This window comes from Cupriavidus sp. CP313, from assembly GCF_054072015.1.
Genome location: NZ_JBSVZB010000020.1, coordinates 18,076 through 32,727 on the forward strand (window position 1 = coordinate 18,076; position 14,652 = coordinate 32,727).

13 protein-coding genes and 2 pseudogenes are annotated in these 14,652 nt (G+C 63.7%); 12 read left to right on the forward strand and 3 right to left on the reverse strand.

The genetic code is table 11. The features are described 5' to 3' along the window. Positions 1 to 204: 204 nt before the first annotated feature. Positions 205 to 650 (forward strand): annotated as a pseudogene (locus tag ACW4E8_RS24755) (integrase arm-type DNA-binding domain-containing protein); the annotation flags it as partial. 18 nt (positions 651 to 668) lie between these two features. Then, on the forward strand, positions 669 to 902 hold the full coding sequence (locus ACW4E8_RS24760) for a nucleotidyl transferase AbiEii/AbiGii toxin family protein (protein WP_456807052.1): 234 nt from the start codon (positions 669 to 671) through the stop codon (positions 900 to 902). A gap of 4 nt (positions 903 to 906) precedes the next feature. Here the strand turns inward: ACW4E8_RS24760 and ACW4E8_RS24765 are convergent. After that, a pseudogene (locus ACW4E8_RS24765) lies at positions 907 to 1,014 on the reverse strand (helix-turn-helix transcriptional regulator); the annotation flags it as partial. A 408-nt stretch (positions 1,015 to 1,422) separates the two neighbouring features. On the opposite strand from ACW4E8_RS24765, the gene ACW4E8_RS24770 reads away from it, so the two are divergent. Next, positions 1,423 to 2,217 (forward strand): enoyl-CoA hydratase-related protein, encoded by a 795-nt coding sequence (locus ACW4E8_RS24770; RefSeq protein WP_456807053.1) that lies wholly within the window; start codon positions 1,423 to 1,425, stop codon positions 2,215 to 2,217. A gap of 92 nt (positions 2,218 to 2,309) precedes the next feature. Here ACW4E8_RS24770 and ACW4E8_RS24775 read toward each other — a convergent pair whose 3' ends face one another. Further along, on the reverse strand, positions 2,310 to 2,831 hold the full coding sequence (locus ACW4E8_RS24775) for a MarR family winged helix-turn-helix transcriptional regulator (protein ID WP_456806926.1): 522 nt from the start codon (positions 2,829 to 2,831) through the stop codon (positions 2,310 to 2,312). 377 nt (positions 2,832 to 3,208) lie between these two features. Here ACW4E8_RS24775 and ACW4E8_RS24780 point away from each other — a divergent pair, with 377 nt between their 5' ends. The 6 genes from ACW4E8_RS24780 (at position 3,209) to ACW4E8_RS24805 (ending at position 11,201) form a co-directional block, all read left to right on the forward strand. Beyond that, a complete protein-coding gene (locus tag ACW4E8_RS24780; protein WP_456806927.1) occupies positions 3,209 to 5,230 on the forward strand; it encodes an oxidoreductase in 2,022 nt (673 codons plus the stop codon). A gap of 25 nt (positions 5,231 to 5,255) precedes the next feature. After that, entirely contained in the window at positions 5,256 to 6,899 is a 1,644-nt protein-coding gene (locus tag ACW4E8_RS24785; protein ID WP_456806928.1) for an AMP-binding protein, read from the forward strand. Positions 6,900 to 6,922: 23 nt separating this feature from the next. Continuing rightward, positions 6,923 to 7,690, forward strand: a complete 768-nt coding sequence (locus ACW4E8_RS24790; protein ID WP_456806929.1) for a glucose 1-dehydrogenase — start codon at positions 6,923 to 6,925, stop codon at positions 7,688 to 7,690. A gap of 5 nt (positions 7,691 to 7,695) precedes the next feature. Next, positions 7,696 to 8,529, forward strand: coding sequence for a 2-ketocyclohexanecarboxyl-CoA hydrolase (gene badI, locus ACW4E8_RS24795; protein ID WP_456806930.1), 834 nt, complete (start codon positions 7,696 to 7,698; stop codon positions 8,527 to 8,529). Beyond that, on the forward strand, positions 8,526 to 9,296 hold the full coding sequence (locus ACW4E8_RS24800; protein ID WP_456806931.1) for an enoyl-CoA hydratase/isomerase family protein: 771 nt from the start codon (positions 8,526 to 8,528) through the stop codon (positions 9,294 to 9,296). The genes badI and ACW4E8_RS24800 overlap by 4 nt, the downstream gene beginning before the upstream one ends. A gap of 114 nt (positions 9,297 to 9,410) precedes the next feature. After that, entirely contained in the window at positions 9,411 to 11,201 is a 1,791-nt protein-coding gene (locus ACW4E8_RS24805; protein ID WP_456806932.1) for an acyl-CoA dehydrogenase, read from the forward strand. 66 nt (positions 11,202 to 11,267) lie between these two features. On the opposite strand, the gene ACW4E8_RS24810 is transcribed toward ACW4E8_RS24805, so the two are convergent. After that, positions 11,268 to 11,597: a hypothetical protein gene (locus ACW4E8_RS24810; protein WP_456806933.1), complete on the reverse strand. Its 330-nt coding sequence runs from the start codon at positions 11,595 to 11,597 to the stop codon at positions 11,268 to 11,270. Between the two features lie 240 nt (positions 11,598 to 11,837). Here ACW4E8_RS24810 and ACW4E8_RS24815 point away from each other — a divergent pair, with 240 nt between their 5' ends. The 3 genes from ACW4E8_RS24815 to ACW4E8_RS24825 all read left to right on the forward strand — a co-directional run bounded on the left by ACW4E8_RS24815 (position 11,838) and on the right by ACW4E8_RS24825 (position 14,642). Beyond that, positions 11,838 to 13,037, forward strand: coding sequence for an ABC transporter substrate-binding protein (locus ACW4E8_RS24815; RefSeq protein WP_456807054.1), 1,200 nt, complete (start codon positions 11,838 to 11,840; stop codon positions 13,035 to 13,037). A gap of 99 nt (positions 13,038 to 13,136) precedes the next feature. Beyond that, a complete protein-coding gene (locus ACW4E8_RS24820; protein WP_456806934.1) occupies positions 13,137 to 13,907 on the forward strand; it encodes an ABC transporter ATP-binding protein in 771 nt (256 codons plus the stop codon). Between the two features lie 9 nt (positions 13,908 to 13,916). Then, positions 13,917 to 14,642 (forward strand): ABC transporter ATP-binding protein, encoded by a 726-nt coding sequence (locus tag ACW4E8_RS24825; RefSeq protein WP_022534280.1) that lies wholly within the window; start codon positions 13,917 to 13,919, stop codon positions 14,640 to 14,642. Positions 14,643 to 14,652 lie beyond the last annotated feature (10 nt).

Below are 14,652 nucleotides of genomic sequence, written 5' to 3' on the forward strand. Positions count from 1 at the left end.
GTTGTCCTCGAGTGACGAATTTGACGGTATAGCTGATGGTACGAACGAGCTCTTCCGGCTAGGCCTAGCTCTTGCCGCTACGGCAATACCGGCAGTGACGGTAGAGATCGATCTCAGAAGCTGGGTTTCATGCGGGTTCGCGGGAATATTTGGGTCTCGTGATGGGTGACGGCAATCGGCCGTCTCGATCAGGAGACCAGTTCCATGCTCACAGACTTCGCCCTTCAGAACCTCAAGCCTCGCGCGACCCTTTACAAGGTCGCAGATCGCGATGGCATGTATGTGGCCATCTCACCGACAGGGTCCATTTCTCTCCGATACGACTATCGCATCAATGGCCGGCGCGAGATGCTGACCATCGGCCGCTATGGTTTCGGCGGCATCGCGCTTGCCGTCGCGCGAAAAAAGCTGCGGGATGCTAAGCAGCTGGTACGCGACGGTGTTTCACCGGTTCTACAGAAACAGCGGGAGAGGACTCGTGGACCCGAGGGCGCAACTCGCACCTAGTCTACCTGTCGCGCCAGGCGCTGGACATCTTGGTGGCGCTGCACACTTGCGCAGCCGGCTCCAAGTTCGTCTTGCCGTCGCGCTATGACGCCGACCGCTGCATGGCGAAGGCGACTTTGAACCGGGTCACGCAGATTGTGGCCGGATTCGCTTCGGTGAAGGTGCTCGACTTTGCCGACCGCTATGCAGGCAAGCTGGCTGCTGCGTTGTCACGCCAGCATCCTCGCGACCTGTTCGATCTCGGCCTGCTGTTCGAGGGCGAGAGGGCGGACGGGACGCTCTGGCGGACCTTCCTCGTCTATCTGATCTGCAGTCCCAAGCCGGCTTGGGAGATGCTGGCGCCCAGGGAGCCTGCGGACTTCGAGGCGGCGCTCAACACGCACCTCCGGGAATGACGTTCCAGGCTTCGACCTCCTCCAGATCCCATGCGACGCAGCGGGCGGCGAGCCGGAAGCCTCGCGGGAATTCGCCGCGCTGTTCCATCTCATAGATCGAGGTCTCGGCCAGCCGCGAGCACGTTGTATGGAGTCTTGAGTTCGCGGCGAACCCGGCCATCCACTGCGTCCATTCGACCGCTCGATCTGTCACAACAGGTTGTGGCTTAGGCGAGGCGCGCCAGCCACAGGTGGTTCACCAAATGCGAGGGCAGCCTGGGAGAGTCGCGTAGCCAAAACTGTCCTGAAGGCCGTGCAATTGTTCGCCCACGATCCAGCATATGTGACAACATGATGTCTGTAATAGTCGACATTGATCGAATGGATCGGTCGGATATAGGCTCAGTGTTTTTAATATAAGTAATGATATTGACATAAGTGGTTGGGCCTCTTACGATTGCCTAGTTCCAGCCGAGCGCCTGTTCGACGACCTGAGCGACTTAACTGGCAAATCGACAAAGCATTCCCACGGGGGGGCATGATGAAATTCACCAGCATCGAGTTGACTCTCAAAGAGGGCGTGGCGACGATCACGCTGAGCCGGCCGGACAAGCTCAACAGCCTCAATGAAGCAACCATGGTCGAGCTTGGTCAGGCGCTGGAGGTTGTGGAGGGAAGTCAGGATGTGCGGGTCCTGGTCCTGACCGGAGCCGGGCGAGCCTTCTGCGCAGGCCAGGACCTGGCCGATCCGGCCATGCAGGTGGTTGATGGCAAGCTGCCTGACATCGGCGCGCTGGTGGAGCGGCATTTCAAGCCGACGGTCATGCGCCTGCAGAACCTGCAGGTCCCGACCATTGCCGCGGTGAACGGCCTCGCGGCCGGCGGCGGGGCATCGCTGGCACTGGCATGCGACCTGGTCGTGGCGGCGAAATCGGCCTATTTCCTGCAGGCGTTTTCCCGGATCGGGCTGACGCCGGATACCGGCAGCACCTGGTTCCTGGTGCACAAGGTGGGAATGCAGCGTGCGCTCGGTCTCGCTTACCTGGCTGACAAGCTCCCCGCTGAAAAGGCAGCGGAGTGGGGTTTGATCTGGCAGGTATTCGACGACGCGCAGTTCAGCGCGGAGGTGGATCGCCTTGCCGTCCAGGTGGCAGCCATGCCCACCAAGGCACTGGTGCGCACGCGCCAGCTGATGCACGCGGCCCGCGGCCACACCCTGGAGCAGCAGCTCTCGATGGAAGCCACCTTCATTCGGGAAATGGGCTGGAGTGAGGACTATCAGGAAGGCGTAAGCGCCTTTACCGAGAAGCGCCCGGCCAGATTCACGGGCCGCTGAGATAGTTTGTTATCCCGTCATTTTCCCGGCCGTCCGGATGTCATCCGCACGGCCGGGAAGCATTCGCTCGCACACGGCGCAGTCCGGAGTGCTCAGTCTTGCGTTGTGGTAACCGGCTGGTCCAGTTTGTCTCCGGAGCCCTCTTCGTCAAGGCTGACGCTCGTCATCCCGGCATTGAGCTGGTTCAGGAAGTGAACCAGTGACACCTTGTCGTCGAAGCGGAAACTCGTCAGCGCCTGACGATAGAACTCATAGATCTTCGGCTGCAGGCTGTTCCAGAATTCCCGCCCCTTGGGCGTCAGCACGACCTTCTTGGCGCGCCTGTCCACCGTGTCCGCCACGCGAATAACGTGGTCGTCACGCTCCAGCCTTTTCAACACGCCATCCAGGCTCTGCCGACTCACGACCAGGTACTCCGCAAGATCGGAGAACGACATGCCGTCCGCCACTTGTGAGCGCGACAGCGCGCCGAGCACGGACCACTGGACCGTGGTGATGCCAAGCGTCTTGATCGTCTGCCTGTCCAGCGTATTGCCCGCCTGAAACAAGCGAAAGAACAGCCGGTTGTGAACTGACGAGACGGACTGCTCGTACGAGGGATCTATGTTTGTCATGGATTGGCTCGAGGCCGGCGCCGATCATGCGCAGCGCCGTAACGCCGTCTATTTTAAGGCGCCGCGAGGCGCGCACCTATTTTGATGCCGGCCCGGCGGTCACGCCGGGGCTGGGCCAGCGCGCTTCGGCCTCGGCCGGCGGTACGTACGGGTGCCAGGCGCGGGACGGCAGCACGGCGTTCATGTGCTTATTACGCGACAGTGGTCCTCCGAAGTATGACATGTAAGTGATATGAGGTGCGCCATGTTTCGCCTTGATCCTCAGTGTAGATTGGGAATTTTCCCAACTCTGCCTTAAAAATACATCAAGATCTTGACGTATATTCCGGGCGTGCCTAGTATGTGTTCAACCCTCTCAAAACACAACGAGACACCCCATGCAGACGCTCGACAAGATCCTTACCCCGCTGACCGTCGGCTCGACCGTGCTGGCCAACCGCATGGTCATGGGGGCGATGCATACGCGACTTGAGACGCTGGATCGCCCCGATGAACGACTTGCGGCGTTCTACGCTGCCAGGGCTGCGGGAGAAATCGGCCTGATCCTGAGCGGCGGCTTCTCCCCGAACCCGGAAGGCGTGATGGAAGAAGGCGGCCCGATGTTCAACAGCCCGGATCAGCTCGATGAGCACCGGGCGGTGACGCAGGCAGTGCATCAGGCCGGCGGCAAGATCATCCTGCAGATCCTTCACGCCGGCCGCTATGCAAAGGTGCCGATTTGTGTCGCGCCGTCGCCGGGCAAGGCGCGCATCAACACCTATCCGCCCCACGCGCTGAGCACCGAAGAGGTGTGGCGCACCATCGACGACTTCGTCAACACCGCGGCTCTTGCCGTCGAGGCGGGTTACGACGGGGTGGAGATCATGGGATCGGAGGGCTATCTGATCAATGAATTCACCGCGGCCCTGACCAATCAGCGCAGCGACGAATTCGGCGGCAGCTTCGAAGGCCGCATCCGCTTCCCGCTTGAGGTGGTGCGGGCGGTGCGGGAACGCCTTGGGCAGTGCCCGATGCTGATCTATCGCATCTCCTCGATTGACCTGGTCGAAGGCGGAATGACCGGGACGGAGATCGCTTCGTTTGCCAGGCAAGTCGAAGCGGCGGGCGCCGACCTGATCAATACGGGCGTCGGCTGGCACGAATCCGCCGTGCCGACGATCGGGGCCACGGTGCCGCGCGCGGCATGGCGTGAGGCGATCCGCAATGTCAAGCAATCGGTCGGCATTCCGGTGATGGCATCGAATCGCATCAACACGCCGGAAGTGGCCGAAGAACTGATTGCTTCCGGGGTGGCGGACCTCGTCTCCATGGCTCGCCCGCTGCTGGCGGATCCGGACTTCGCCAAAAAGGCGCGCCTGGGCATCACCAACGAAATCAACACCTGCATCGCCTGCAACCAGGCCTGCCTTGACCGCATCTTCACCGAGCGCACCGCGACCTGCCTGGTCAATCCGCGCGCCGGCCGCGAGATCGAGTTCCCGATCGGACTGGCGTTGAAGCGCAAGCGGATCGCTGTCGTTGGCGGCGGCCCCGCCGGGATGGCCTTTGCCGTTAACGCCACGGAGCGTGAGCATGAGGTCACGCTGTTCGAGGCCGACCAGCAACTGGGTGGCCAGCTGAACCTGGCCAAGTCGGTGCCGGGCAAGGCCGAGTTCCACGAAATGCTGCGGTACTTCCGGGTTCGGCTGGAAAAGCTTGGCGTTACGCTGCGCCTTGGCAAGCCGGCTACCGCGGACGAACTGATCGGGGGCGCGTTCGACGAGATCGTGCTGGCGACCGGCGTGAGGCCGCGCGTGCCGGACTTCGCCGGTGTCGACCATCCGAAAGCCGTGTCCTATATCGATGTCCTTTCCGGCAAGGTCGAGGTCGGCCAGCGGGTCGCGATCATCGGGGCAGGGGGCATCGGCTTCGATGTCGCCGAGTTCCTGCTGGGAGATGCCGAGGAGTCGCTCGATGCGCAAGCATTCTTCCGCGCCTGGGGCGTGGACGCATCGAACTCGAACTCCGGCGGACTCGCACCAGCGGCGGACCATCCCGCACCGCGGCGCAGCGTCCACATGTTCCAGCGCAAGGCGGAACCGCTCGGCAAGCGCCTCGGCAAGTCGACGGGCTGGATTCTCAAGGCGAAGCTGCGCAAGGCCAATATCGCGATGACCGCGGGTGCCATGTACGACGCCATCAACGATGAAGGGCTGCACTACACGGTCGATGGCAAGGCGCATGTGCTGCCGGTGGACCACGTGGTGCTGTGTGCGGGCCAGAACTCCAATCGCGATCTCTACGACCAGCTCAAGGCCCGGGGCGCAGCGCCAAGGCTGATCGGTGGCGCCGATGTCGCCAGCGAGCTGGATGCCCTCCGGGCCATCGACCAGGCCACCCGACTTGCCGTCACAGTTTGATTAAAAGCAGCAGCCGGAGACACTAATGCTGACGAAATACGATCAAGGCCTGCACAAACGCCAGGCGAACTTCGTACCCCTGACACCGCTGCATTTCCTGCGCCGCGCGGCGGATGTCTTCCCCGACCGGGATGCGGTCATTTACCAGGACCGGCGCTATTCGTGGCGCCAGTACGCGGACCGGTGCTACCAGCTGGCCCGGGCGCTGATCACCGCTGGCGTGGAGCGGGGCGACACGGTTTCCATCATTGCCCCCAACGTCCCTGAGATGCTGGAGGCCCACTTTGGCGTGCCGCTTTCGGGCGCCGTGCTGAACAGCATCAATATCCGCCTGGACGCGCCCGCCATCGCATTCATCCTGCAGCATTCGGAAACGCGCATCCTGTTCGTCGATACGCAGTTCGCTGCCACCGCGCGCGAGGCGGTAGCGCAGGCGGGGATGGACATCGAAGTGATCGACATCCACGATCCGGCTTCGGGCGCGGAGGAAGCAGCTGGCACCGTCGACTACGAGGCTTTTCTTGCGTCGGCCGCCGACGTCGAACTGCGTTACCCGCAGGACGAATGGGATGCGATTGCGCTGAACTACACATCCGGTACCACGGGCAGCCCCAAAGGCGTGGTCTACCACCATCGCGGTGCCTACCTGAACGCCCTGGGCCAATCGATCAACGCCGGCCTGGCCGGCGCCGACCCGGTCTACCTGTGGACGCTGCCGCTGTTCCACTGCAACGGATGGTGCTTTGCCTGGGCCATGGCGGCGATGGGCGGCACCCATATCTGCCTGCGCAAGGTGGTGGCAACGGATATCTACGACGCCATCGCCACGCATGGCGTGACGCACCTGTGCTGCGCGCCGACCGTGCTCGACTTCCTGATCGATGGCAAGCCTGAAGGCTGGTCGAAGCCGTCGCGGCCGATCCGCATCGTCTGTGCCGGGGCCTCGCCGCCGACGGCGGTGCTGCGCAAGATCTCGGCCCTCGGCTTTGCGTTGCTGCACGTGTACGGCATGACGGAAATGCACGGCGTCAACACCCTTTGCCAGCCGCAGCGGGAATGGGAAGGCGAAGGCGAGGACGGCTACTTCGCCCACCTGTCGCGCCAGGGTGTGCGCAGCGTGGTGATGGAAGAGATGATGGTGGTCGATGCCGCCTTCAACCCGATCCCGCGCGACGGCAACACCATTGGCGAAGTGATGTTCCGCGGCAACCTGGCTATGAAGGGATACCTGAAGAACCCCGAGGCTACCGAGGAAGCGTTCGCCGACGGCTGGTACCACACCGGTGACCTGGCCGTAGTCCACAGCGACGGCTATATCGAAATCAAGGATCGCGCCAAGGACATCATTATTTCCGGCGGCGAGAACATTTCCTCGCTTGAGGTCGAGGAGGTGCTCTATACCCATCCAGCGGTGCAGAACGCGGCGGTCGTGGCCGTCCCCGATGCGAAGTGGGGCGAGGTACCGTGCGCGATGCTGGAACTCAAGCCTGAATACGCCGGCACGCTCAACGCGGAAGACGTCATCCAGTACTGCCGTCAGCGGCTGCCCGGATTCAAGACGCCCCGGCACGTGGTATTCGAGCCGTTGCCGCGTACGGCAACGGGCAAGCTCCAGAAGTTTGCGCTGCGCAAGATGGCCGCGGAAATCTTGTCGAATCGAATTCAGTAGGAATGGAAAGAGGAGGAAACAGTATGCGAGGTTTGAACGAAAAGGTCGTCGTGATCACCGGCGCTGCCGGTGGCATCGGCAAGGCATTGTGCAAGCGCTTCTGCGACGAAGGCGCGCATGTGGTCGCGGTGGATGTCAATGCGGGGGCGCTGGAGACGCTGAGCGCCGAACTGAAGGAACACAGCAAGCAGCTCACGCAACTGCAACTCGACATTACCGATCACGCCGCTGTGACCGAGGCGATAGGCAAGGTCGCGGAGAAGCACGGTGGCATCGATGCACTGGTCAACAACGCGGGCTGGGACGTCGCCATGCAGTTCCTGGAGACCACCCCGGAATTCTGGCAGAAGGTGATCGGCATCAACCTGCTGGGGCCGCTGAACCTGCACCACGCCGTGCTGCCGTGGATGGTCGAGCGCAAGCAGGGGAAGATCGTCAATATCTCCTCGGACGCGGGCCGCGTCGGCTCGTCGGGCGAGTCGGTGTATTCGGCGTGCAAGGGCGGTGTCATCGCTTTCAGCAAGACCATCGCCCGCGAATGCGCGCGCAATAACATCAACGTCAACGTGGTGTGCCCCGGCCCGACCGATACGGCGCTGCTGCAGTCCTTCCTGGGCGAGGGCGAGTTCGGCCAGAAGATCTATGAAGGGCTGAAGCGCGCGATCCCCCTCAAGCGCCTGGGCCAGCCCGAGGACATTCCCGGCATCGTGGCATTCCTCGCCAGTGACGACGCCAACTTCATCACCGGCCAGGTTATCAGCGTCTCTGGCGGCCTGACCATGCACGGTTGAGAACCATGAACGAATATACCGACATCCTCTATGAAGTGCGCGAAGGTGTGGCGCGCATCACCATCAACCGTCCGCAGAAGTACAACGCCTTCCGTGGCCGCACCTGCGACGAGCTGATCCACGCGCTGAATGCGGCGTCGTGGGACAAGTCGGTCGGCGTGGTCGTGCTGACCGGTACTGGCGAGAAGGCATTCTGCACTGGCGGCGACCAGTCCGCGCACGACGGTGGCTACGACGGCCGCGGCGTGATCGGCCTGCCGGTCGAGGAGCTGCAGGGCATTATTCGCGAATGCCCGAAGCCGGTGATCGCGCGCGTCAATGGCTATGCCATCGGCGGCGGCAATGTGCTGGTGACCTGCTGCGACCTGGCCATCGCTTCCGAAACTGCGCAGTTCGGTCAGGTCGGGCCCAAAGTCGGCTCGGTCGATCCCGGCTTCGGTACGGCCTTGCTGGCTCGCGTCGTCGGCGAGAAGCGTGCCCGCGAGATCTGGTTCCTGTGCCGGCGCTACACCGCCGCCGAGGCGCTGGCCATGGGCCTGATCAATGCCGTGGTGCCGGCCGACCAACTCGATGCCGAGGTGGACAAGTGGTGCCAGGAAATCCTCGCCATGAGCCCGACCGCGCTGGCGATCGCCAAGCGGTCCTTCAATGCCGACACGGACTCGATCCGCGGTATTGGCGGGCTGGGCATGCAGGCACTGGCGCTGTACTACGGCACTGCCGAGTCGCAGGAGGGCGTGCATGCCTTCCTGGAGAAGCGCAAGCCGCGTTTCCGTGACGTCTATCAGGGGAAGGTTGCCGGCCAGATCGGGGAGGATAGCGGGGAGAACAAGTCATGACGATCGGCCTGCACTATGCCGGCGACGTGGCGGTGCTGACACTCGACCGGCCGGCCGCGCTCAATGCGCTGAACTCCGGCATGATCCAGACACTGTCGAAGTGCATTGATGCCATCGCCGATTCTGACGTCCGGGCGGTACTGGTTGTCGGCGGCGGCGACCGGGCGTTCTGTGCCGGTGCCGACATCGCTGAGCTGTGCGGCAGGACCGCGTCGCAGCATCTTGATGGCGCCGCGCTCGGACAGGGCACGTTCTCCAAACTGGCAGCATTGCCGGTGCCGACCGTTGCGGTGATCCGCGGCGCGGCACTGGGCGGCGGCCTGGAGCTGGCCATGTCCTGCAGCCATCGGGTGGCGATCGCCGGCGCCAGGCTGGGTTTGCCGGAGATCAAGCTCGGCCTGATACCCGGCTATGGCGGGACCCAGCGCCTGCCGCGCCTGGTCGGAACCGACAAGGCGATGGAGCTGATCCTTTCAGGTCGCCTTGTCTCTGCCGACGAGGCGCTGGAGATCGGCCTGGTCGACAAGCTGGTCGAGGATGGCGATGCAGTGAGCATTGGGCTGGCGTTCCTCGCATCGCTCTCCGATGGGCGGCCGGCCGCCATCCACCTCGCCCGCGAGGCGGTCCGGCGCGCGGCAACGCTGGATCTTGAAGCCGGCCTGCGAGCGGAAGCCGAACTCTTTGTCCAGGCCACGCAGACAGGCGACGCCGGCGAAGGCATCAACGCCTTCCTGGAAAAGCGGGCTCCGCGCTTCACGGGCAGCTGAAATCTCTCTTGAGCCGGGGCGATATCGCCCCGCGCCTTTCTTCACCCAAATCCAGGACTTCTCTGCCGACGGCACTGCGTCGGCCACGTGCGTCCCAAGATATCCGAGACACCAATGACATACGTAGCGCCGCTCAAGGACCTCCTCTTCAACATCGAGCACCTGGCTGGCCTGGACGAGCTTGCCCGGCTGGATGGCTTCGAGGACGCCGACATCGAGACAGCAGCCGCTGTGCTGGAAGAGTGCGCCCGCTTCAACGAGGAGGTGATCGCGCCGCTGAACGCCAGCGGCGACCGCGAGCCTGCAACCCTGGTTGATGGGGTAGTGAAGACGAGCCCCGGTATGCGACAGGCGTTCCGCCAGTACGCGGAAGCCGGATGGCTGGGCGTCCAGCATCCTGCGGAATACGGCGGGCAGGGCTTGCCCAAGGTGATCGGCGCAGCGTGCTCGGAAATGGTCAACTCCGCCAACCTGAGCTTCGCCCTGTGCGCATTGCTCAGCGATGGCGCCATCGCCGCGCTGGCCGCAGTCGGCTCGGAGGCCATGCGCCAGACCTACCTGCACAAGCTGGTTTCGGGCCAGTGGACCGGGACCATGAACCTGACCGAACCGCAGGCGGGCAGTGACCTGTCGCTGGTGCGCACGCGTGCCGAGCGCCAGGAGGATGGGACCTACAAGCTGTTCGGCACCAAGATCTTCATCACCTACGGCGACCACGACCTGACCGAGAACATCGTGCACCTGATGCTCGCGCGGGTCGCGGGCGCGCCGGAGGGCATCCAGGGCATCAGCATGTTCATGGTGCCGAAGGTCCTGGTCCGGGCGGACGGGAGCCTGGGCGAACGCAACGACGTGCATGCCGCCAGCCTCGAACACAAGCTGGGCATCAAGGCGAGTCCGACGGCGGTGATGCAGTACGGGGACCACGGTGGCGCAACCGGCTACCTGATTGGCGAGGAGAACCGCGGCCTGGAGTACATGTTCCAGATGATGAACTCGGCGCGCTTTGCCGTCGGCGTGCAGGGCGTCGCCATTGCCGAACGCGCGTACCAGCAGGCCGTGGCGTATGCGAGCGAGCGCGTGCAGGGCCGTCCGGCAGATGGATCGGCCGCGGGCAGTGTCGCCATCATCCGTCATCCGGACGTCCGCCGGATGCTGATGGAAATGCGCGCCCGCATCGAGGGCTGCCGGGCGATGCTGCTGGTCGCGGCTGCCGCCGACGACCAGGCTTGCCGCCACCCTGACGCCGGCGTGCGGCAGGCCCAGCATGCCTTCTACGAGTTCCTGCTGCCGCTGATCAAGGGCTACTGTACGGAAATGGGCGTGCAGGTCACGTCGTTGAACATCCAGGTCCATGGCGGCATGGGCTTTATCGAGGAAACCGGCGCCGCGCAGTACTACCGCGACGCCCGCATCCTCCCGATCTATGAAGGCACCACCGCGATCCAGGCAAACGACCTGGTGGGCCGCAAGACGATCCGCGATGGCGGTGCGACGGCGCGGGCGATCGCCGCGCAGATCGAGCAGACCGAGGCACAACTCGCGCAACGGGATGGCGCGGCAGCCGCCTCGGTCAGGGCCGGCCTGGCGCAGGCGCGGGAGGCCTTCCTCGATGTTGTCGAGTATGTCGTGCGCGAGGGCGCGCAAGCGCCCAACGCGGTCTATGCAGGAAGCGTTCCCTACCTGACGCTGGCGGGCGAACTGGTGGCAGGCTGGCTCTTGGCACGTGCGTTGCTTGTTGCCGACGATTGCCTGGCGCGTGGCGAAGACAAGGCATTCATGGAGGCGAAGATGGCTACAGCGCGTTTCTTCGCCGAGCACGTACTGGCACAGGCCGGCGCACACCGGCATCGCATCCTGCATGGGGCGGACAGCGTGCTGGCTATCCCGCCCGAATTGTTCTGACAAGCCACAGGCGAGGCTCTGCAATACAAGGAGTGGACGGTGGCAGGCGCACGGCAATCGATACAGTCAATGCAGTCCGAGATGGGTGTTGCAGAGATGCTCCACCACATCCGGGCCGCAGTGCGTGCCATCCAGTCTGAAGCCAGGCAGCAAAGGCCGGACGATGGCAATGCGGTAACGCGGCGGCTTAGCCGCCTGCTGGCGCTGGCTATCCAGCAGGAATCCCCACTGGATATCGCGGTGATCCTCGGCAGTGCCGCGGAGCTTCGATATTTTCCCGATGACGTGGCGTTCGAGCGTTGCACACGCACGGTCCAGCGCCGTGGTGGCAAGGCAATGCGCGCCGTGGTCTGGGCGGTACGCCATCGGTGTGCGCGTGCTGGCGGCGCCAGACACCGGCGCTTTGTCGTTGAGTCCTGAGCCGCTGGCACGGCTTTCGAGAACACCAGGACTGTAGTTTCCGAGGACATGTGTGTGGGCACGAATGTCCTCGTCAAGCCAGCGAAGACACAGAAATCGCCGATTTCCGCCGGTTTTCAGGCGTTCCAGGGCTGGCATCGTTGTTGCAGAGAAAGAAGAAGGCTGCCCTGTCCGCAGCGGCAGCCCACGACGATAACGTACGACTGGAGACATTCAATGAAGACTAAGGTGCTGCGCACATGCGGGCTTGCTTGCCTGGCGACGCTCTGCCATCCGGCACTGGCGGAGGAGCCTTTCCGGATTGGTGCCCTCGTAGATATGACGGGCGTGTACTCAGGCATTGGCGGGCCGGGCGGGGTCGCCGCGGTCAAGATGGCGGTCCAGGATTTCGGCGGCAAGGTTCTCGGCAGGCCCATCGAGGTGCTGAGCGCGGATTACCAGAACAAGGTCGATGTGTCCGCGACCCGGGCGCGGGAGTGGTATGACCGCAATAACGTCGAGATGATCATCGAGTCCACCGACTCGGCGTCCGCGCTGGCACTGCAGAAGCTCGGCGCCAGCAAGAAGAAGATCACCATCTTCGCGGGTTCCGCCACGACCGAACTGACGGGCAAGCAGTGCTCGCCTTATGGCGTGCACTACGTCTACAACACCTATGCGCTGGCCAACGGCACGGCGCGGGCGATCGTCGAGGAAGGCAAGAAGGACTGGTTCTTCGTGACCGCTGACTATGCCTTCGGCCATTCCCTGGAAGCCAATGCCGTCGCGGTGGTCGAGCAATCCGGCGGGAAGGTGAGTGGGAAGGTCCGGCACCCGCTCTCGGCATCGGATTTTGCTTCGTTTCTGCTGCAGGCGCAGTCATCCAAGGCCCAGGTCATCGCGCTGGCCAATGCCGGGCGTGATACCCAGAACGCGGTGCGCCAGGCCGCGGAGTTCGGCCTGGGAACAGGGAAGCAGGTGGTCGCGCCCCTGCTGATTTTCGATAGCGACCTGAAGGGCATGGGCCTGAAGGCGTCGCAGGGACTGCAGTTCACCACGGCCTTCTACTGGGACTACAACGACGAGACCCGGGCCTTCGGCAAGAAGTACTTCGCTCAGACCAAGATGATGCCGACCATGGTCCAGGCCGGCATGTATTCCGCCGTCATCCACTACCTCAAGGCCGTGCAGGCTGTCGGCAGCGCGGATGCCGACAAGGTCATGGCGAAGATGCGCGAGACGCCGGTCAACGACTTCTTTGCCAAGGGCGGCCGTATCCAGGCCAACGGGCAGATGGTCCACGACATGTACCTCGCCGAAGCCAAGGGACCGGCGGAGTCGAAGGGCGAGTGGGATCTGATGAAGATCCGCAAAGTGATTCCGAAGGACAAGGCGTTTGAACCGCTGGCACAGAGCGCCTGCCCGCTGAAGGGCTGACGCGCCGCGTCGCCTCCTGACCCCGCTTGAAGGGAATCCCGGTGGCCAAGGCCACCGGATGCCCTTGCTTTGTCCTTCACCCGAGCGCTTCCACTTCCCATGTCAGATCTCATCCTGCAGACAACGCAGCTGTCGAAGGCCTTCAGGGGCTTTACGGCGGTGAGCGATGTCAACCTGCAAGTCCGCCGCGGGTCGATCCATGCCTTGATCGGCCCCAACGGCGCCGGCAAGACCACTTGCTTCAATCTGCTCACCAAGTTCCTGGAGCCGACCACCGGCACCATCTTGTTCAACGGCATCGACATCACTCGCGAGAAGCCCGCGCAGATCGCGCGCCGCGGCGTGATTCGTTCCTTCCAGATCTCGGCGGTGTTCCCGCACCTGACGGTGATGGAGAACGTGCGCATCGGCCTGCAGCGCAGGCTCGGCACGGCGTACCAGTTCTGGCGCAGCGAGCGCTCGCTCGATGTGCTCAACGACGGGGCCATGGAGCTGCTCGAGCAGGTCGGCCTGACCGAGTTCGCGCAGACCCAGACGGTCAACCTGCCGTACGGCCGCAAGCGCGCGCTGGAGATCGCCACCACGCTGGCAATGGAGCCCGAGCTGATGCTGCTGGACGAGCCCACCCAGGGCATGGGCCACGAGGACGTGGACCGCGTCACGCAGCTGATCAGGAAGGTTTCTGCGGGCCGCACCATCCTGATGGTGGAGCACAACATGAGCGTGGTGTCGTCCATTGCAGACAAGATCACCGTGCTGCAGCGCGGCGCGATCCTGGCCGAAGGCCCGTATGCCGAAGTGTCGAAGGACCCGCGCGTGATGGAGGCCTACATGGGCACCGTCGACGCGGAACTGCAAGGCGCGCACTGAGGGCACCACATGACGACATCCAACACACCCGCGCTCGAGATCAAGGGCCTGGAGGCCTGGTACGGCGAATCACACATCTTGCACGGCGTGGACCTGACCGTGAACCGCGGTGAAGTGGTGACGCTGCTGGGCCGCAACGGCGCAGGGCGCACCACCACGCTGCGCGCGATCATGGGCCTCACGGGTGCGCGCAAGGGCTCGATCAAGGTCAATGGCCACGAGACCATCAGCCTGCCCACGCACAAGATCGCGCACTACGGCATTGGCTATTGCCCCGAAGAGCGGGCGATCTTCTCCAGCCTCTCATGCGAAGAGAACCTGATGCTGCCGCCGGTGCTGAAGGGCGCCGACACCAGCAAGGGCATGAGCGAGGCCGATATCTACGAGATGTTTCCGAACCTGAAGGAGCGCCGCCAGAGCCAGGGCACGCGTCTTTCCGGCGGTGAGCAGCAGATGCTGGCGGTCGGACGCATCCTGCGCACCGGCGCGAACCTGCTGCTGCTCGATGAAATCTCGGAAGGGTTGGCACCGGTGATCGTGCAGGCGCTTGCGCGCATGATCCTGATGCTCAAGCAGAAGGGGTATACGGTGGTGATGGTGGAGCAGAACTTCCGCTTTGCCGCGCCGCTGGCGGACCGCTTCTACGTGATGGAGCACGGCAGCATCGTCGAGCGCTTCGCGGCCAGTGAGCTGCAGGCCAAGATGCCGGTGCTGCACGAACTACTTGGAGTGTGAGGCTGACGAT